The organism is Chitinophaga eiseniae, from assembly GCF_900167135.1.
GTDB lineage: Bacteria > Bacteroidota > Bacteroidia > Chitinophagales > Chitinophagaceae > Chitinophaga > Chitinophaga eiseniae.
On the sequence record NZ_FUWZ01000002.1, the window covers coordinates 352,635 to 373,108 of the forward strand.

Sequence of the window (20,474 nt, forward strand, 5' to 3'; positions counted from 1 at the left end):
ACGTTTATTATATAAGAACAAAGAACGATAATTAATAATGATAGGACAAATGAACCATATTAACGGCAAAGAATACACGCTTATAACACCGAACAAGTTCATTATTAATTATCCGTACTAACCCATAAAAGTATAGAGTCATGATACATTTTGATCTTCCTAAGGAAAAATCTTCTATCATCAAGGTCATCGGCATTGGTGGCGGTGGAAGTAATGCGGTGAATCATATGTATAGCCAGCGCATTGAAGGGGTGAATTTTATTATCTGCAATACTGATGCTCAGGCTATTGCCAACAGTCCTGTGCCCAACAAAATCCAGTTGGGACCACACCTCACACAGGGCCTTGGTGCCGGCGCCAATCCCGAAATTGGTAAGCAGGCAACGGAAGAATCCTTTGAAGAAATCAAAAAAATACTGGAGGTGAATACCAAAATGGCCTTCATCACTGCCGGTATGGGCGGTGGCACCGGTACCGGTGGCGCTCCTATCATCGCGCGGATATGCAAGGAACTGGGCATTCTGACCGTCGGTATTGTTACCACCCCGTTTTCTTATGAAGGAAAAAAGAGAATGCTGCAGGCCGATGAAGGCGTACAACGCCTGAAAGAGTATGTAGATACCCTGCTGATCATCTCCAACGATAAATTAAGACAGAAATTCGGTGACCTGAAGTTCAAGGCCGCTTTTGAAAAAGCGGACAACGTACTGGCTACCGCCGCTAAATGTATCACAGACGTTATCAACTCCACCGGTCAGATCAACGTGGACTTTGCCGATGTGTGCACCGTTATGCGTAACGGTGGCGTGGCTATCCTCGGTGCTTCTATCGCGGAAGGTGAAAACCGCGCACAACGTGCCATCGAAGACGCACTGACCTCTCCGTTGCTGAACGACAACGATATCCGTGGCGCCAAATGGATCCTCATCAATATATCTTCTTCTGAAGGTGAATTTGAACACACCCTCGATGAAATGGATATTATCCAGGCCTACGTTCAAAGCCAGGCCGGTGAGGATTGCGACGTGATCCTCGGTGTGGGCTACGACCAGACGCTGGACCGTAAACTGGGTGTTACCATCATCGCTACCGGTTTCGAACAGAAACCCATCCAGCAGATGAAAATGACCCCTTCCACCCCGGAACGCACCGAACCTAAAATCGTAATGCAGCTGGGTAAAGACGGTGATGAGAAAAAAATGAACTTACAACAGTCACAGGGTGTCCTGTTCCAGGAGCCACAGGACCTGATGGCCCCCCGCCTGATGGAACCCGTAGTGTCCCACCCTGAACCTGTTACCGGATACACCCCTCCGCAACCGCAGCAACAGGCGCCTATCGCACCTGCACGGCAGAACTATGTACTGAACATACAACAGGTGCCTGCTCAGCAACCGCAGCCAGCTCCGGAACCACAACCGGTACCACAGCCTGTTCAGCAACCTGTTCAGCAACACATGCCGCAGCCGCAGCAACAACCACATGTGCCACAACAACAGCAGCACGTGCAGCAGCATATGCCGCCGCAACAGCAACATGTGCAGCAACCGGCCCAGCCTAATGTGAATATCATACAGCCGCAGGGCAGCAGCGGCGCAGGTGGTTACCTGAACCGTCCCACCAATATCTATGTGGAACCAGGTACGCCCGTAACACCGGAAATGAAAATGGTGTACAGGGAAGAAGAACCCGGTAATCCGCTGCCTCCGGAAGTGCCCATGCAACAGACTTCCTACGAAGAACTGGAAGAACAAAAGCGTAAACAGGCTGAAAGAGTCGCTAAACTGCGCAGCATCAGCTTCAACGTGAAGAACATGGACAACAACGCGGAAATTGAGAACGTTCCGGCTTACCTGCGCCGCAATGTAACCCTGGATAACGGTGCCGGCTCCGCCGAGCACTTCTATTCCAATTACACGGTGAGCGATCCGGGCCAGAACAATCACACTGAAATAAATACTATCAATACATTTTTAGATGGGAAAAAGCCCGATTGATGAACATAGAGATATTCCATTCGGACATTTGATTGTTTTTTAGTTGTGTTAAAAAGAAAATCCTCCGGTTCCCCGGAGGATTTTTCTTTTATATGGTATCTTATAAGGTATTCAGCGTCTCCTGCGCTTTCCTCACCAGATTGCCCGCCGGCGTGGTTTTCGGCGCATTGATATCGAATGGCGCCAACAGCTGATTCAGTTTGTTCAATCCTTCGCGGTTATTGGCTTTGGTGAACTCCTCTCGCAGGATGCGGACCTTCTCATAATCCTGAACGCCTTCTACCAGGCGCTCGAACCGGATAGACGACCGCGGTCCGGGATATACGAAATAGGTATCGCCCGCTGCCCATGCGCGGAAACGGCTATCCTGCAGCGGTGCTTTCACCCAGCAGTTAAAGGCCCAGCGCAGATATCCGGTGTATCCTTTATAGGCGGCATGCCAGCCCATAAAAGCGGATTCTCCCGGAGGCGAAAAAGTAAAGGTATTAGGGAAGCCCTCTGTGCAACAGGTGTAGAAGGTAGTAGGCCACCCTTTTTTCAGTCTTGCCTGCAGCACTTCATCGGGGAACGGCTCCTTGGAAGCCACACAGAAATCATAAATATCCTTGTCCAGCGGCGCGTGATAGCTGCCCGCCAGTGACAGTTTAAAGTCTTTGTCCGCCTTACGGATCAGCGCCAGCGCATGTTGCATATCCGCCATCGGGCGTTCGTCCATGGCGATGGTCGTGATATTGAACCAGCCTTTGGCTTTCAGGTGTTTCACAAAGTCATTGAGCATAGGCTGCCAGTGGGCCGCATACTCCGGGGAGCCCGGTTTGGCGATCAGCAGCGTGTCTTTGCCTTTGGCTTCATCATAGTAATAGAACTTCAGGTTCCAGGGAATCATGCTGTAGCAGTTGATTTCCTTTTTAATACCCAGTCCCATCATATATTCCACCCATTTGTCGAAGATGGTATAGTCATAAGACCAGGTACCATTTTTCTTTTTGGTCCATTTGATCATCGTCCCGTACACATCTTCTGTCTGGCTGTTCCACGGGTCGTAAATGAGCGTGGCAGTGATGCATTTCTGACCGGCGTTCGCCAGCATCTGCATATAGGGCTTCATTGCCTTAAAATGCGCGTCGCTCCAGGGTTTTACGTTATACATACGGGCCACCGCGTCAGGGCTCTGCCAGAGGTCCAGATGGAATTTCCAGTCCTTCGGAGCGGGCAAGGTATGGTGCAGCACTTCTATTTCGTAGGGAAGGCTGCTCACTGCGCCACCGGCGTTGATTTTCACGGTGCCTTTGTACACGCCGGGCGTGGTGCCGGCAGGTACCTGTATGCTCAGCCATACAGGCTGCGTTTGATGGGCAGCAATGTCTTTGGTGCGTTGAATGTCAATACCATCCGCCACCAGGGAGGAGTCGAAATTCTCCGGTTTGCGGTAGCCGCAGCCGCTGCCGTCCTTGTTCAGTTCATCGGTCATCACATATCTTACAAAACCGGTGGTAATGGCACTGGCAGGAATAGTAGCGCCTTTACTGCCTTGCAGGGCGCTGGTGGTTACGCTCACTTTGTTAAGCGGACGGGTGGTCCAGATCAGGAACTGGGTATGTACCCGCTCTCCTCTCCAGGCTTTGGCATTCCAGGAGGCTGCCAGGTTTTGCTGATCAGGCGCATTTCTTTTTTCATAACGAACGTCAGTGGAACCGAAAGCGACGTGGAGCTGGTCGCCTTTCACTGCTTCCCAGGAAGCTTTGTTGACCGGTCTGGGATCAGGTTTCTCCTGATAATCGCCGGCCGGACCGCTTTGGGCCCATACGTTTTGTTGCAGTGCCAGTAATACCAGCACGCCAAAAAATTTGTTCACCATACAATAATTTAGAAATTTTGATATTTAGAGATTGGGTTATTTCGCTTACCAGCCCAAACCCAGTACAAAATCCATGTCTTCCAAGATCTTAAAAAAAACCGGGATTTTCGAGTTCTAAATATTCAAATATCAAAATATCAAAATTCCTAAATATTAGTGGTGAACAATTCGTTTTAACTGCAGGTTGGTGACAGGAGCCACTACCAGCGGGTATTTTTCGATGGTCACGTAACTGGAATCCAGTCCAAAGCCCCTTTCTTCCGACAGGCTGATTTTTTTCAGGAAGAAATACATCTTCATGACCATTCTTTCATATAATGGCAGGTCATTATCATGCGAGAGGAATTTCTCCATGACAATAAACTGGAAGTCGCCCACCACGTTGTTTTTACTGAGCGATTCATAACGGCTGGTGATGTTCACCTCCTTATTTCTCACCATATCTTCTACCACCATTCTGAACATCAGGTTGATCCTTTGTTCCACTTTAAAGCCCAGTCTGAATTCCACCCGGATGACTTCGTTAGGGATGATGGTTTGAACGGAGTATTCGCTAAGGTAGGGTTCATCTACCACATCCACATGTACAAACCAGTATATATCGGCTCTTTTCGGCTTTTTATTGAGGATAGAGTAGATGATTTTGTGTTCTATTTCTTTGGGGTTGTCGGCGCTGCTCATATACACCAGGTGAGTGGCGTATTTGGGAATAGAGGTGTCGTTGCTCAGTTCCTGGATAATGGGCAGATAGTCTTCCAGCCGTACGAATTCCACGTATCGGTTCTTGATCTTGCGGGATTTGAACCAAACGATCATAACGAGGAAGAGGGCTCCTGCCACGACCACGGTTACATAGCCGCCGTGCATAAACTTTACGAGGTTGGCAAAGAGGAACGAGAACTCGATGGAGAGGTATACGACGAGGTAGAGTAGTATCCAGCCCGTCCACACCCTTCGGGTATAGAGGTAGAAAGCAAACAGACAGGATGTCATCAGCATACAGATGGTGATGGACAGGCCGTAGGCCGCTTCCATATGGGAAGATTCCTGGAAGAGGATCACGATGGCCGCGCAGCCGACGAACAGCATGGTGTTGATACCAGGGATATAGAGCTGTCCGCGCATTTCCGTGGGATAGTTTACCCGCATTTTAGGCCAGAGGTTGAGCCGCATGGCTTCCGCGATGAGGGTAAAGGAGCCGGATATCAGCGCCTGGCTGGCGATGATAGAGGCCATGGTAGCGATCAGCACCCCGAAGATGATAAACCATTCCGGCATGATCATAAAGAAGGGGTTCTGGTCTTTCGGCAGGATTTGTCCTTTCTGGCTCAGGAGCCATGCGCCCTGGCCGAGGTAGTTCAGTATCAGGCAGGATTTCACGAAGATCCAGGATACACGGATATTTCCACGGCCGCAGTGGCCCAGGTCGGAATAGAGGGCTTCTGCCCCGGTGGTACAAAGGAATACCGCGCCGAGGATCAGGAATCCTTTCGGGTAGGTTGTCAGCAGTTCGATGGCATAGTGCGGACTGAAGGCCCGGAAGATGCTCAGATCGTCTGTGACATGAGAGATGCCGAGGATGCCCAGCATAGAGAACCACAATACCATGATGGGACCGAACATGCGCCCGATAGACACGGTCCCGAACTGTTGCATGATGAACAGGCCGGTGATGATGGTCAATACGATTTTAACAATGGTGAGTTGGCTTAGGTCTTTAAATACCTCAAGGGTACGCAGACCTTCGATGGCCGAAGTCACGGTGATAGGTGGGGTAATGATCCCATCTGCCAGGAGGGCAGCGCCGCCGATCATGCCAAAAACAACCGCCCATTTGGCATGCCGCCTGACAAGGGCGTAGAGAGAGAAGATACCACCTTCCCCTTTGTTATCTGCCCGGAGGGTAAGAATAACGTATTTAACGGTGGTTTGTAAGGTCAGTGTCCAGATAATACAGGATATACCGCCGATAACGAGTAGGTCGCTGATGGGGTTACCGCCAACAATGGCTTTAAAAACATAGAGCGGAGAAGTTCCGATGTCGCCGTAGATGATACCCAGCGCTACTACTAAACCTGCCAGGGAGACCCTGTTAATGTTCATGCCCACGTAAAAAAAATTTTTAAAAAAGCCTCCAAAATTAGGAGTAAATATTGAGATCAGCAATAAAAAGGTGACAGAGGAAGAGGCTGTTTGGGGTTAGTTGACATTAAAAAAGCCTCTCCCGGAGTAATGGGAGAGGCTTTTTTAATTATTTCATCTTAGTGAGATGGACTGATTAGTTAGCAGGAGCTAAGTCAACAGTACCGGATTCACCAGGAGTGTTTTGTTTGATGAAACGACCGCGGTCGATGCCTTGTTTGTCAGCCAGGTAGTCGATCACAGCGTCAACACGACGGCTGCTCAGGTCAACACCACCTTTTTTACCTTTTGCACCAGCGTGGCCAGTAACCAGCACGTTGCAGGAAGGGTTAGCTTTCAGGGTAGAGGCAACAGAAGCCAGGATAGCTTCCTGATCGCGACCAACTTTGGTAGAAGAACCTTTGAAGGAAACGCTAGGCAGTACCAGGGTAGCGCAAGAAGTTTCTACTCTGTTCTTGCAGCACTCAGGATCCGGGCATTTACCAACACCGTCAGCGTCAACTGGCTGGCAGTAAGTCGGAGTGATCAGTTGTTTGTCTTTGTAATCAGGAACGCCGTCACCATCTGTATCTTTAGCTACACCGTGAGAATCAACTGGTGCACCTGCAGGAGTGTTAGGTTCGCGGTCGAACTGATCAGTTACGCCATCACCGTCAGCATCAGGCAGCACCGGAGTAGGCAGTTTCATGTGGCGAGGGTTGCTCAGCTCGCTGTAAGCGTATTCCAGCGGGTTGATCCACCAGAGCGGCTGTACGCGTTTAGAAGCGTTACCCAGGTTGAAGTTCAGACGCAGGCTGGTGTAAGAGTAGAAGTCTTTTGTAGAACCGCCGGGACCAGGATAACCATCCAGGTAAGCGTCAAAAGGCATGGTGATTTTCTCTTCAATACCGATGTTGAAGCGTTTGGAAACTTTAAACGCTACACCAGTACCCAGATCCAGTGCGTGACGGATCAGCTGGTTGTCATCGTTACGACCGATGGAGATTCTGTTACCCTGAGAAGGAGCATTTTGCTCATATTTTTTGTCTCTCAGGTTGTTCAGTTGTTTTCTGATGTCGCTACGTTTAGCACCGAAGTTGATGGAGCTGTAGTCGTAACCGTTACCGTTAGCATCCAGTGCGTCTACGTCAACGTCAGCAGCTACGATGGAGTAACCGGCCAGTACGTACCAGTTTACTTTAGGTTCTGCTCTGTAGAACAGGATGTTGCTCAGAGAAGCGATCACATCCAAAGACAACTGGTGGTTCTGAGAACGGTAGTTAGGAACGATCATACCACCGTTTCTTGCAGCGGTAGCAGCCCATGGGTTGCCAGCAGAAGCAAAGGTAGGACGCAGTTTATAGTCCTGGCCTTTGTCGATGGAACCGATGTACTCAGCTCTCAGTGAGAACGTATGACCCAGTGCTTTTCTCAGGGAGATACCACCACCGAATCCAGGCTGAGGAGGAACGGTTCCGCTGATCAGGTGTAAACCACCATGAAGACCCAGTTCCCACATATCCCTTGGTTTAGCAGGGAAATTAGATTGATGGTTCAGGAAGTTATTTTGTTGTACCAACCGCTTGCCTGACACTTTGGAAGAATCCAATGCATCATAGCCGGTTGGTTGAACCTGTGCAAAACCGGTAGATGCTGATAGTAAACCCACAGCGCCTGCCAGTAATAAGTACTTTTTGCTTGCCATAATTGTGTTTTATTTAAAAACTGTTAAAAATTTACTAATAACCCGTTTTTTACCTAGCAAAGGTAAATATCATAAATGAATATACAAATTTTTCTTGCAATATTATTTTCATTGATAAGTGCTTCAATATTAGAGCTTAACTGAAAGTATTTATATACCTTATTTCTGCGTTAAGTTAAAGTATTGTTTAGCCCTTGTTAAAGGATTCCTTCCCCTGTGTTAAAGGAATGTTATACTTCATATACAAATTCAAGGCCAAAATGTTAAAATTTCCCATTTAAAACCTAGCTTAGCAATCCTTTTATTTTTATACATGGACGATATCAAGCAACTGATAGGTAAGGAATTACAGGATTTTGAGGACAAATTCGCGGATTCAGTAAAAAGTCACGTACCGCTACTGGACCGCATCATGCACTACATTGTGAAGCGGAAAGGGAAGCAGATCCGACCGATGTTCGTACTGCTGTCTGCCCGGCTTTTCAGCAAGGAAATCGGGGAAAGCACCTACCGGGCCGCCGCCCTGGTGGAACTGCTGCATACTGCCACCCTGGTGCACGATGACGTAGTGGATGATGCCAATCAGCGCCGGGGACTTTTTTCCATCAACGCATTATGGAAAAATAAAATAGCTGTCCTGGTGGGCGACTATTTATTATCCAAAGGATTACTGCTGTCATTAAATAATAATGACTTCCGGTCTTTACAGATCCTTTCCGAGGCGGTAAAGGAAATGAGCGAAGGGGAACTGCTGCAGATCGAGAAAACCCGGAAACTGAACATCAAGGAAGATATCTATTTTGAAATCATCCGGCGCAAAACAGCCTCCCTCCTGGCTTCTGCCTGCGCCGCGGGCGCATGGAGCTCCAGCAATGACGACCATGCCACGGAACAAATGCGGCTGTTTGGGGAAAAAGTGGGCATCGCCTTCCAGATCAAGGACGACCTGTTTGACTACGGGTCTGCCAAAATCGGGAAACCCACCGGCATTGATATCCGCGAAAAGAAAATGACGCTGCCGCTGATTTATACACTCGAACACGCGGCACCGGACACCCGCCGCAGGATCATCAACATCGTTAAAAATCACAATACCGAAAAAGACCGCGTGGAAGAAGTCATCCAACTGGTAAAAGCTTCCGGCGGCATCGACTACACCAAACAAAAAATGCTGCAATACCGTGATGAGGCGCTCGCCATCCTTCATAAACTCCCCCAGAGCGATATCCGGGACGGCCTGGAATCGTTGGTAAGGTTTACGACGGACCGAACATTTTAGAAGAAAAAATTAAAAATGTAAAATAATAAATGTAAACTGTAGCTGTAATACAGGTTGCACGCAAACCAACAGCTGTTGCCACTTACTTTGTTATTTTACATTTTTCACTTTTAAAACGGTTCCTCTTACCTGAAAACATAATGCAAAAACGCTGGACAGTCAAAGCATATCAACCAAACCAGGAAAAAGCACTTCAATCCTCGCTCCGCATACATCCTTTGCTGTGCCGGCTGCTCGTACAACGGCATGTACACACTTATGAGGCTGCCCGCCAGTTTTTTCGCCCCACGCTCGACGACCTTCATGATCCCTGGCTGATGAAGGACATGGACAAAGCCATCTCCCGCATTGAACTGGCATTTTTCCGCCATGAAAAAATACTGATCTACGGAGATTATGATGTGGACGGCTGTACAGCTGTAGCCACTGTGTACGCTTTTCTACACAAACTCTACAATAATATCGAGTTTTATATCCCGCACCGGTACCGGGAAGGGTATGGCATTTCCGCGGAAGGCATCGCCTACGCGCGCGACAACGATTTTAGCCTCGTTATCGCGCTGGACTGTGGCATTAAATCCGTGGAACTGATCGCAACGGCCAAAGAGATGGGGATTGACTTCATCATCTGCGACCACCACCTGCCCGACGCCATCGTCCCGCCGGCGGTAGCCATCCTCAACCCGAAACAATACGACTGCCCCTATCCTTATAAAGAACTGAGCGGCTGCGGCATCGGTTATAAACTGATCTGCGCCTTCGCCCAGAAAAGAGGCATCCCGATGGAAGAGGCCAACCAGTTCCTGGACCTGGTAGCCACCAGCATTGCGGCCGACATTGTGCCCATGACCGGGGAAAACAGGGTGCTGGCATTTCACGGACTGAAAAAAGTCAACAGCAGCCCATTGCCCGGCATCCAGGCACTGATCACCCTCAGCGAACTGAAAGAACAGCTCACCATCTCCAACCTCGTGTTTGTGATTGCCCCGCGCGTGAATGCGGCCGGGCGGATGGACGACGCCCGCAAGGCGGTAAACCTGTTCATCGAAAATGACGTGGAAAAAGCGGCAGCCATTGCAGCTGTCCTGCATGCCGACAACTTCGACCGCAAGGAAATAGACAATACGATCACCCAGGAAGCGGTGTCCCTGCTGCAAAACGACGAATCCGTGGGCCGTAGAAAATCTACGGTATTGTACCAGGCGCACTGGCACAAGGGCGTGGTAGGCATCGTAGCCTCCCGGCTGATCGACAAATATTACTACCGCCCCACCATCATTCTCACCCAATCCAACGATGTGGTGGCCGGCTCAGCCCGGTCGGTGAACGGCTTTAACGTATATGAAGCGATCCATCAGTGTAAAGACCTGCTGGTGAACTACGGCGGCCATTTTTATGCAGCTGGTATGACACTGAAACCGGAGAACGTAGCCGCCTTCCAGCAACGCTTTGAAGAAGTGGTGGCCAACAGTATCCGGCCCGACCAACTCGTTCCGGAAATAGTTATCGATACGGAGATTTACTTCACTGACATCACACCGGCATTCTATAATATTCTCAAACAGTTTGAGCCACTGGGACCCGACAACCTTCGCCCTGTTTTCCTGGCCAGGAATATTACCGACACCGGTTATTCCAAACTGGTGAAAGAAGAGCATATCAAATTCTCCGTGAGGCAGGGCCGCAGCGGTCCTACCCTTTCGGGCATCGGGTTTTATATGGCCGACAAGTTTCCTATCATCAACAGCAAAAAACCGTTTGATATTGTATTTAATATTGACGAAAACGAATGGAACGGTCAAACCACCCTGCAGCTGAAAGTCATTGACATCAGGGCTTCCAATTAAGAACAGGAGTTATACCTATATAATATAAACAAGAAACCCCGGGCGCAAACCCGGGGTTTCTTTTATGCGGAGGTTTCCTATTTTTTTGCACCTGCCATCAGTTCCACGCTTCTGTTGACAAAGGCGGTCAGGTCTGCCCCGGTCAGCAGGTTCTGGGACAGCAACGCCAGGTCGGCCAGGTTTTTCACCTGTTTTTCCTGCAACGCATTGTCTTTTTCGTCGAGGATGTTCAGGTATACCGGGTGATTGGCATTGACCGTCATATTGATTTCGTCGGGCATGGCTGCATACCAGCTCATACCGCCGCCGCCCATGCTGGCCATGTCTTTCATACGGCGCATGAATTCAGGGCGGGTAACGATTACCGGTTGTGCTTCAGCATTCAGGCCTTTCAGTTCCACTTTGATGTTCGGCTGCGTTACCTGCGCAGTGAAGATTTCCTTCAGTTTACCTTCCTGATCTTCTGTCAGTACGGTGTTATTGTTCTCATCTTTATCAATCAGGTTATCGGCGATGTCAGCGTCCACCCGGGTAAACTGTATGTTCTCCCACTTCGGTTCGATGTTGCTGATGAAGGCGGCATCCACCAGGGTCTCCATTTTTATTACGATAAACCCTTTGTTTTTAGCAGCTTGCACATAGCTGTCCTGTTGCACCGGGTTGGTAGCGTACAGCACCACCAGTTTGCCTTCTTTATTGGTTTGCAGTGCCTCCGCAGCGGCTTTATATTCTTCACGGGTGTAAAAAGTGCCACCATCCACGTTTTCGAGCACGAGGAACTTGTTGGCTTTGTCCATGAATTTATCATCGGTCATCATGCCGTATTTTACGAACAGGCCGATGGATTCCCATTTCTCTTCAAAACCTTTGCGGTCGTTACGGAACATTTCGTCCAGTTTGTCCGCTACTTTTTTGGTGATGTGGGCGTTGATTTTTTTCACGTTGGGGTCGCCCTGGAGGTAGCTGCGGCTTACGTTCAGCGGGATATCCGGGCTGTCGATCACACCATGCAGCAGCATCAGGAATTCCGGTACGATGTCTTTTACTTCATCGGTCACGTATACCTGGTTGGAGTACAGGTTGATTTTATCTTTCTGTATTTCGTAGCTCTTCGTGATTTTCGGGAAGTAGAGGATACCGGTGAGGCTGAACGGATAGTCTACGTTCAGGTGGATCCAGAACAGCGGTGGTTCTGCAAAGGGATATAATTCTTTGTAGAAATTCTGGTAGTCTTCCGTTGTCAGTTCGCTGGGCTTTTTCGTCCATGCGGGGTTGGTGTTGTTGATCTGCTGATCTTCGAATTTAACCGGTACCGGCAGGAATTTACAGAACTTGGTGAGGATGGAACGGATGCGGCCTTCGTCCAGGAATTCTTCACTTTCCTCGTTGATATGCATCACGATTTCAGTGCCTCTTTCTTCTTTGGTTACTTCCTCCAGTTCATATTCCGGGCTGCCGTCGCATTCCCAGCGTACAGCTGCTGCGCCGTCTTTCCATGATTTGCTGAAGATTTCCACCTTGCTGCTCACCATGAAAGAAGAGTAAAAGCCGAGGCCGAAATGGCCGATGATGTTGGTCCCGCTCTCCTGGCCTTTGTATTTTTTCAGAAACTCTTCCGCCCCGGAAAAAGCTACCTGGTTGATGTATTTATCTACTTCTTCAGCAGTCATACCAATGCCATGATCGGCAATGGTGATCGTCTTTTTTTCTTTGTCCAGTCTTACTTCAATGTCAATATTGCCCAGTTCGCCCTTGTATTCGCCGACGCTGGCCAGGGTCCTCAGTTTCTGCGTAGCATCCACCGCGTTGCTTACCAGCTCGCGGATAAAGATTTCGTGGTCTGAGTAGAGGAATTTTTTGATGATGGGGAAAATGTTCTCTGTTTGAACACGTATTGCTCCTTTTTGCATTGATTATCTGATTTTTTCTGCTCACTTTTTTCAAACGATATGCCAGTCGGGTGCAGGCTGACAAGATGTCAATCATCGTATGAAATTTTACCCGATATACAACCATATTCACTACAGCAACAATAACATTCAATAAAAAACCAATATTATTAATCTCCTTTAATTAACATATAAATCATATAAAAACATTTTCAGGCGGCGGCAATTTAGTAGATTTAGATAACCAAAATACTGAATCTGACCCCCTTTTTAATCTTAATTCTAATCTATGAGTAGACCTTTACGTTATCTTTTTCTTTTACTGGCCTTTATTTACAGTGGCGGCGCGGCAGCGCAGACGCAGCCACAGCCGCGACCGTTGCCCTACCAGGAGAATTTCGACGCGCTGTCGGCCGCTTCCACCGTATATCCTGACGGGTGGCAGGGCTGGACACTGAGCGGTTCTCCCGGCAGTAATTTCAACACGGCGGCGCCATCGGCAGACAAGGCGCTGACGTCCAATGGCAGCGCCTCCGGTACGGCCAACGGCGTATACAACTACAGCGGCAAGCTCGGGTTCCTGAACAGCGGTTCCGTGGACAACTCACTGGTACTGGCGATAAACACCGGCGGACAGGTGAATGTCACTGTCAGTTATGACGCGATGACTATCAGGAATCCATACGATGGTAACAGCAATACCCGTATTAATGAAATGGGGCTGCAGTATCGTATAGGCGCCGCCGGTAGTTTCATTAACGTCAGCGGCACGACGTACCAGAACAATACCGTTACCCAGACAGGGTCTGGCATTACACAACCACAGCAGCCGCTGGCCATCAGCATCGTTTTACCCGCTGAATGCAACAATCAACCGCTGGTGCAGCTGCGCTGGGTAAACCGGCAGATCAGCGGCGCCGGCTCCCGGCCGTCCTTTGCGGTAGACAACATCGTTGTGGCCGGCGCCGGCGCAGATGTCACACCACCTGTGGTCACCAGCCTCGCACCTGCGAACCAGTCGGCCGACGTATCCCCGGCCACGCCCCTGCAAATCATCTTCAGCGAAACGGTGGCAGCCAACGAGGGCCGTCTTTACCTGCATAACAGCAGCAGCGGTCAAACCGACACGTTTGCCATTGGTCACCCTGCCCTTGCCATCAGCAATCATCAGCTCACGCTGAATAAAATACTGCATCCCTACAGCAGTTACTATGTCACTATTGACAGTGCCCTGGTGAAAGACCTCTCCGGCAATGACTTTGCCGGTATGGCCGACAGTACGCAATGGCGTTTCAGCACCGGCGCACAACAGCTGAATTTCGACTTTAACAACTGCGCGCCTGCCGGCAGCACTATGCTGAGCGGCGGCTTTAGCCAATACAGCGTCACCGGCGCACAGACATGGGCCTGCACCACTTTCGGACAAAATAACAGTAACGGTGTGCAGATCAATGGTTTCAGCGGAGGCGCCCAGGACAATGAAGACTGGTTGATATCACCGGCTTTTGACCTGACGGGTTTCCAGGTGCCGCTGCTTCATTTCAGCAGTCGCACCGCCTTTACCGGTCCGGCCCTTGTGCTGAAAGTATCTACCGATTACAGCGGCAGCGGCGATCCCCGCAGCGCCACCTGGCATACGCTGAACGGCCGCTTCCCCGCTACCGGCAGCGACGTATGGACCAGCAGCAACGGCATTAACCTTGCCGGTCACAAAGCAGCCAGTGTTTACATTGCTTTTGTATACACGTCCTCTCCCGCCTTGCAGGCAGCCCGCTGGACCATCGACGACTTCGGACTGAAAGACACCACGGCAACGCCTGCGCCCACCCTCACCAGCAGTCCGGCCGCCATTGATTTCGACTATGTAAAATCCGGTCAGGCGTCCGTTCCGCAACAGGTCAGCTATTGGGCCAACGACTTCACCGGCGATCTGCACATCAGTGCGCCGGCTGGTTTCCGGTTGTCTGCCGACAGCAATACTTACAGCACCCAGCTGACCATCCCGCAGACGACGCTCAACGCGGGTCCGCAGCAGCTATGGGTAAAATTCGTTCCCACCGCCGCCAACACGACGTACAACGGTACACTGTCCTTCAGCGCGCCCGGCTTCAGCGACAACCATATCCGTTTGAGCGGCACTTCCCTGCGCTCCCTGAAAGTGGTGAACTGGAATATTGAATGGTTTGGCAGCCCGGCGCAGAACCCGGCCAATGACAGTTTACAGCAGGCCAACGTGACCCGCATCATGCAATACCTCGACGCTGATGTTTTTGCGCTGGCGGAAGTGGTGGATACCGCCCGTTTCCGGGCTGTCGTGAGCCAGTTGCCAGGCTATAGTTATGTCATGTCCGATTTTAGTTCCTATGCCGATAGTCTCACTGATGTGGACTATGCGCTGGCGCAAAAACTGGCTTTTGTGTATAAGACATCCGTTATCCGCAAGATCCGCACCTATGGCGTATTACGCCAGGGCGGCAGCAGCACGGCTTATTACAACTGGTCGTCCGGCCGCTTTCCTTACCTGATGGAGGCGACCGCCAAACTGGATAATGATTCCGCCCGGATCAACTTTATATTACTGCACGCCAAGGCCAATACCGGCACCAAACCTGAAAAACTGGTTTCCTGGGACCGCCGGAAGAACGGGGCCAAAGAGCTAAAAGACACGCTGGATGCGCAGTATCCTTACAATAACCTGATCGTGCTGGGCGATTTCAACGATGACCTGGCCCGGACCATCACCACAGAAAGGGCTCCGGACACTACGACCTCTTATATTGATTTTATGAATGACACCCTGCATTACAAGCCGTTGACCTTACCGCTGAGCCTTGCAGGGGAACGTTCCACCGCCAGCTTCTCTTCGGTGATCGATAATGTGATCGGGTCTGACGAGACCGGCGTAGCCTACCTGCCCGGCTCCGCGAGGGTACTGCAGCAGGTGCAGCAGCTGGTGAGCAGTTACAGTTCCACCACCACCGACCACTATCCGGTATTAAGCCGTTACGATCTGCGGATACTGGGCAATCCGTTGCCGCTGAACAGTTTCGAAGCCAAAGCCGATGGCGGCAAGGTGCAGCTTACCTGGAATACGCCTTATGAAATCAATAGCGGCACCTTTGTGATAGAGCGTTCCCGCAACCTGGTACATTTTACGCCGGTAGACACCCTGGCCGCCTATGGCACTACCGGGGAAGCACATGCCTACCTGTGGTATGACGATGCCCCCTGGCCGGGTATAGCCCAATACCGGTTAAAATACACAGGACTGGACGGTACCGTTAAATACAGCCCCGCGAAAACAGTGTGGCTGACAGGCAAGGACCTGTGGTGGCGGTTCTGGTGGTGTATCCTGGGCCATCAGCTGCAGTACTGGATTGACTGGGGCAAGAACGGACCGGCAGCGATACAGCTGATCGATATGCAAGGCAGAGTTCGCCATCAGGAACAGACCACGCTGATCAAGGGTAAAAACACCCGGTCGCTGGATGTGAGCCGGTTGCCGGCAGGTGTCTATTTTCTGCGGGTACAGTCCGGCCTGGACGTGCAGGTAACGAAAGTGATGGTAAACCCGTAATATTTTTCAGACAGCCTGTTGAAAACAGCCGTTCCGGTAGTACCGGAACGGCTGTTTTATTATTGACTTACAATATTTTATACATTAAGAAGGAGAAAAGACAAGATATTTAGGGATTAAAAGTCAGCAGCACGCGGAAATTATCAATAGTTCTGTATCTTTGCACTCCAATTTTTTTTATTTAAAACCATTTAAACAGGGAATTATGAACTACGAATTGATGGTGATCTTTACCCCTGTGCTTTCTGAGGACGAATACAAAGCGGCTCAGAAAAAATTCGCTGACCTCGTTAAAGAGAACGGCGGAAATGTAACGCACGAAAATCCCTGGGGATTAAGATCACTGGCGTATCCTATCCGGAAAAAGACTACAGGCATGTACCTGGTTCTGGAATACAGTGCGCCATCCGACCTCAATGAGAAGCTGAAAATCCAGCTTAACCGTGATGAAAATGTATTACGCCACATGATCACTGCGCTCGACAAACACGCTGTTGAGTACAACAACCGCAAAAGACATGGTGTAAATGCAGAATCTAAAACCACTGAAGCTTAATTATTATGGCAGTTAAACCAAAAAAACAAGAAATTAAGTACTTAACAGCCGTAAAAACTGAGAAACGTCAGAAGAAATACTGCCGTTTCAAGAAAATGGGCATCAGGTACGTAGATTACAAAGACGGTGAGTTTTTGAAGAAATTTTTGAACGACCAGGGTAAAATGTTACCCCGCCGTATCACAGGTAACTCCCTGAAATTTCAGCGTAAAGTAGCCCAGGCTATTAAGAAAGCTCGTCAAATGGCTTTATTGCCTTATGTTACTGACCTTTTAAAGTAAGAAGTTATGCAAATTATCTTAATACAAGACGTAGATAACCTGGGTCAGAAGAATGAACTGGTTAACGTAAAGAATGGTTACGCCAGGAACTTCCTGATTCCGCAGAAATTCGCGGTAGAAGCAAGTCCTTCCAACATGAAGCAACTGCAGGAACGCCTGAAAGTGCAGAAAGTGAAAGAAGAGAAACTGCTGGCTGAAATCGCGAAAGTGGTGGAAGTACTGAAAGCTTCTCCTGTTAAAATCGGCGCTAAAACCGGTACTTCCGGTAAAATCTTCGGTAGCGTTACCGGTGTTCAGATTGCCCGTGCGATCAAAGAACAGAAAGGTTACGAAATTGACCGTCGCCGCATCCACATCCTGGATGATGTAAAAGAATTAGGTACTTACAAAGCACGCCTGGATTTCGGTAAAGGCAACGAAACCGAAATGGAGTTTGAAGTAGTGGCTGAGTAGTATTTTCCGGACACCCGGAATAAAATATTTCCCGGACTGGTGACAGTCCGGGATTTTTTTTGTTACTTTCATACATCACCTATTTCCGCCATTTGTATGACAAAGTATCTCTACTGTTTGCTGATACCCATCCTCTTCACTGCCTGCAGTACCCACCGGGCTAAAAAAGCACCCGTGCGGCTGACCGCCATCACCATACATGGTGACAGTATCCCGCAGTATACTTTTCAATACGATTCGACCGGACATCTCCTTAAACTGGTGAAACATTACAGCCGCCAGGACACCAACGTCACCACCTTTTTCTACGACAGCTTCCACCGCCTTACCGGTATGGAATCGGCCATGGAAAGCCATCAACAGAAAACACTGGTACAAACCGCCACTGTAAAGGCATGGGATGCGCTGGGCAATATCACGGAAGTACAATATTTCGCGGCAGACAGTACCCCTTTACGTACCGCCCGCCTCGCCTGGAAAAAAGGAATGCCCTCCGCTCTGAAGTACATCGACTCATCGCAGGCTATGAGCTGGAACTATACCGACGGCAACCCCGACTGGAAAAGCATCTGTACAGACACTTTTACCGGTCAGCATCAGGATACCGGTTTTTATGTGCGCTCCGCCCGGTATGAATGGGACGATACCATCAACCCGCTGCGGCCGCTGGCCAACCAGCTGGTGCTGGGCCCCGGGATCGCGCCGGTACTGGAACCAACACCGATGCCCAACCTGGCCACCTTCCTGCTACCGGTAAGTACCAACAATCCTACGCTGATCAAAATGGACGAACAACAAACGGCCGTTTACAAAAGCACCTCCCAGCAATATTATCGTAACACCACCGTGCAGTTCTTCTACGCCTATAGAGATGGCTATCCGCAAAGAGCCCGTGTACACCTGCATTGTGAAGGATACACCAAACTCGGGTCAGATACCCAGGTGAATCTCGACTACATCTACCAATAAACCCATTCACGAATTATCCGTACCTTTTAACGGATGTACCAACGCACCAGATTCAGACAAATGCCCGTCACCCTGCTGATGATAACCGCCAATATACTGGTGTATATGCTGACTGTTATGGCCGGTATGGATCTCTGGTGGGGCAACGGGGAACAGTTGCTGCACCGGGGCGCCAACTACTGGCCGCTCACCATTGGTCATGGCGAATACTGGCGACTGCTGACCAGCATGTTTCTGCACGCCGGCTGGTGGCATTTGCTGACCAATATGCTGGGGCTTTTTATTGCCGGCGTTTTCCTGGAGCCTGTCATCCGGCCCTTCCGCTTTATCATCGCTTACCTGGTTACCGGGCTGGTAGCCGATTATGCCAGTGTGTTATTTCACCGCAACATGGTAGGCGTAGGAGCATCCGGCGCCATCTTCGGCATCTACGGCGTATTTTTCGCGCTGCTTACCACCCGTCTCTTCCCGCCCATGGCCCGCCATAATTTTCTCGGTTATATCAGCCTGTTTATCCTGCTGAACCTTCTTGTGGCTGGTTTCTCCCAGGACATTGACAATGCCGCCCATCTGACAGGGTTTCTCAGCGGTATGCTGACAGGCTATGTTTTCTACTTTACCCTCACACCAGCCGACGGCCTACGTTTACCCCGCAGGTGATTTGCCTTTGATAAATACCTACATTTGTATTCCTAAATTCCGTACTATGATAAAGAAGATCCTATTCCTGATGGTGTTTGTTCACTTTATGTACGCGTGTAACAACACTGGTAAACCATCAGGCGCAGACAGCACGCAGACAGCCGGCGACACGACAGCACCTGAAACGGCTATCAGCGTTACGCCTGAATATATCGACACCGTGAAAGCAGGTGAGAAAAAGTTTCTTGTCTACTTTATTGACAAAACTACCTATGAGCAATATCCTGCCTATGAACCTTCCGGAGATACTTCAGAAACCAACGCCCTGTCTAAAGTAACCAACGTAAAACGGAATGGCCCTCAGCTGATCTTTCAGCTCGCCAACGGCAGTCAGAAAATACGGACCGACAATCCGGAAGACGATGGCGAAGATTATGCCCGTTACCGCTACGCCGGCTATTATCCGGAACTGCAAAGACATGGCCTGTTCATTACCTACTATGAAGCCGACGGCTTTGAACTGCTGAATCCCGAGAATGGCGATACCCTGTACACCTGGACAGCGCCCGTTCCTTCTCCCGATAAAAAGTACTTTATCTGCCCCAGCATGGACATAGAGGCCGGTTTCAACCCCAATGGTTTCCAACTGTTTGAAATCAACAACAAGGATATCAAACTGGTAGGCGAAGCCGGTATAAACGACTACGGCCTGGATGATGTTCGGTGGGTAGACAATAAAACATTGATCGCAATTTACCAGACTCATGAAGATATTATGAAAGACCATCACCGTTATGTGAAACTGGTGATGCAGTAGCGGAGCGTTGTTACGGCCTATTTAGTATATTTAATGACCGTAACCAAAATCGATCCACTGCGTATGAAAAAGTTACTCCTCCTCCTGATGTTGGCAGCTGTTGTTTGCAGCCACGTAAATGCCGCTGCCAACTTTATACTGCCACAGGCACCCACCATGAACGTGGAAGGAACTGCCAACTCCATCGTCTCCAAACTGGACAAATCTCTCCTGCTGACAGACAAACAAAAACCAAGGCTGCTCACCATTGTTACCACTTACCTGCAACAGAAAGTAAATATTCAACCCCTGCAGCAAACCAACAAAAAGGCTTATACCACAAAGCTCAACAGCATGCAGAACGGCCTGCACAACAAACTGAAACCGTTGCTCACCCTTACACAATACACCGAATTTATGGGACTAAAACCCAAAACATTTGATGAGACAAATGTTTTATCACAATTGTATTACTAAGCGTAGTTCCCCCTCCATAAAGCCAAC

15 protein-coding genes are annotated in these 20,474 nt (G+C 49.5%); 11 read left to right on the forward strand and 4 right to left on the reverse strand.

What is annotated here, in order from left to right; genetic code table 11:
* Nucleotides 1-140: 140 nt before the first annotated feature.
* On the forward strand, nucleotides 141-1,997 hold the full coding sequence (ftsZ, locus tag B5D63_RS10960; RefSeq protein ID WP_078668855.1) for a cell division protein FtsZ: 1,857 nt from the start codon (nucleotides 141-143) through the stop codon (nucleotides 1,995-1,997).
* A gap of 100 nt (nucleotides 1,998-2,097) precedes the next feature.
* On the opposite strand, the gene B5D63_RS10965 is transcribed toward ftsZ, so the two are convergent.
* The 3 genes from B5D63_RS10965 to B5D63_RS10975 all read right to left on the reverse strand — a co-directional run bounded on the left by B5D63_RS10965 (nucleotide 2,098) and on the right by B5D63_RS10975 (nucleotide 7,681).
* Complete coding sequence (locus tag B5D63_RS10965) at nucleotides 2,098-3,855, reverse strand: DUF4091 domain-containing protein (RefSeq protein ID WP_078668856.1); 1,758 nt, start codon at nucleotides 3,853-3,855, stop codon at nucleotides 2,098-2,100.
* A 153-nt stretch (nucleotides 3,856-4,008) separates the two neighbouring features.
* Nucleotides 4,009-5,958 carry a KUP/HAK/KT family potassium transporter gene (locus B5D63_RS10970; RefSeq protein WP_078668857.1) on the reverse strand — a complete coding sequence of 650 codons (1,950 nt, stop codon included), beginning with the start codon at nucleotides 5,956-5,958 and terminating at the stop codon, nucleotides 4,009-4,011.
* A gap of 175 nt (nucleotides 5,959-6,133) precedes the next feature.
* Nucleotides 6,134-7,681 (reverse strand): OmpA family protein, encoded by a 1,548-nt coding sequence (locus B5D63_RS10975; RefSeq protein ID WP_078668858.1) that lies wholly within the window; start codon nucleotides 7,679-7,681, stop codon nucleotides 6,134-6,136.
* Between the two features lie 313 nt (nucleotides 7,682-7,994).
* On the opposite strand from B5D63_RS10975, the gene B5D63_RS10980 reads away from it, so the two are divergent.
* Together B5D63_RS10980 and recJ are read left to right on the forward strand one after the other, a co-directional pair.
* Nucleotides 7,995-8,960 carry a polyprenyl synthetase family protein gene (locus B5D63_RS10980; protein ID WP_078668859.1) on the forward strand — a complete coding sequence of 322 codons (966 nt, stop codon included), beginning with the start codon at nucleotides 7,995-7,997 and terminating at the stop codon, nucleotides 8,958-8,960.
* Nucleotides 8,961-9,100: 140 nt separating this feature from the next.
* Nucleotides 9,101-10,807, forward strand: coding sequence for a single-stranded-DNA-specific exonuclease RecJ (recJ, locus tag B5D63_RS10985; RefSeq protein WP_078668860.1), 1,707 nt, complete (start codon nucleotides 9,101-9,103; stop codon nucleotides 10,805-10,807).
* 77 nt (nucleotides 10,808-10,884) lie between these two features.
* Here recJ and htpG read toward each other — a convergent pair whose 3' ends face one another.
* Entirely contained in the window at nucleotides 10,885-12,717 is a 1,833-nt protein-coding gene (htpG, locus tag B5D63_RS10990; protein WP_078668861.1) for a molecular chaperone HtpG, read from the reverse strand.
* Between the two features lie 268 nt (nucleotides 12,718-12,985).
* On the opposite strand from htpG, the gene B5D63_RS10995 reads away from it, so the two are divergent.
* The 8 genes from B5D63_RS10995 (at nucleotide 12,986) to B5D63_RS11030 (ending at nucleotide 20,447) form a co-directional block, all read left to right on the forward strand.
* Nucleotides 12,986-16,273 (forward strand): Ig-like domain-containing protein, encoded by a 3,288-nt coding sequence (locus B5D63_RS10995; protein ID WP_078668862.1) that lies wholly within the window; start codon nucleotides 12,986-12,988, stop codon nucleotides 16,271-16,273.
* A gap of 205 nt (nucleotides 16,274-16,478) precedes the next feature.
* Entirely contained in the window at nucleotides 16,479-16,829 is a 351-nt protein-coding gene (gene rpsF / locus B5D63_RS11000) for a 30S ribosomal protein S6 (RefSeq protein WP_211092553.1), read from the forward strand.
* Nucleotides 16,830-16,834: 5 nt separating this feature from the next.
* The gene (gene rpsR / locus B5D63_RS11005; RefSeq protein ID WP_078668863.1) at nucleotides 16,835-17,110 is read left to right on the forward strand and encodes a 30S ribosomal protein S18; all 276 of its coding nucleotides are present in this window, start codon (nucleotides 16,835-16,837) and stop codon (nucleotides 17,108-17,110) included.
* Nucleotides 17,111-17,116: 6 nt separating this feature from the next.
* The gene (gene rplI, locus B5D63_RS11010) at nucleotides 17,117-17,563 is read left to right on the forward strand and encodes a 50S ribosomal protein L9 (RefSeq protein ID WP_078668864.1); all 447 of its coding nucleotides are present in this window, start codon (nucleotides 17,117-17,119) and stop codon (nucleotides 17,561-17,563) included.
* A 96-nt stretch (nucleotides 17,564-17,659) separates the two neighbouring features.
* Nucleotides 17,660-18,532 carry a hypothetical protein gene (locus B5D63_RS11015; RefSeq protein WP_143312871.1) on the forward strand — a complete coding sequence of 291 codons (873 nt, stop codon included), beginning with the start codon at nucleotides 17,660-17,662 and terminating at the stop codon, nucleotides 18,530-18,532.
* 33 nt (nucleotides 18,533-18,565) lie between these two features.
* On the forward strand, nucleotides 18,566-19,192 hold the full coding sequence (locus B5D63_RS11020) for a rhomboid family intramembrane serine protease (protein ID WP_078668866.1): 627 nt from the start codon (nucleotides 18,566-18,568) through the stop codon (nucleotides 19,190-19,192).
* A gap of 46 nt (nucleotides 19,193-19,238) precedes the next feature.
* Nucleotides 19,239-19,991, forward strand: coding sequence for a hypothetical protein (locus B5D63_RS11025; protein ID WP_078668867.1), 753 nt, complete (start codon nucleotides 19,239-19,241; stop codon nucleotides 19,989-19,991).
* Between the two features lie 63 nt (nucleotides 19,992-20,054).
* Entirely contained in the window at nucleotides 20,055-20,447 is a 393-nt protein-coding gene (locus B5D63_RS11030; RefSeq protein ID WP_143312872.1) for a hypothetical protein, read from the forward strand.
* The last annotated feature ends 27 nt before the right edge of the window (nucleotides 20,448-20,474 follow it).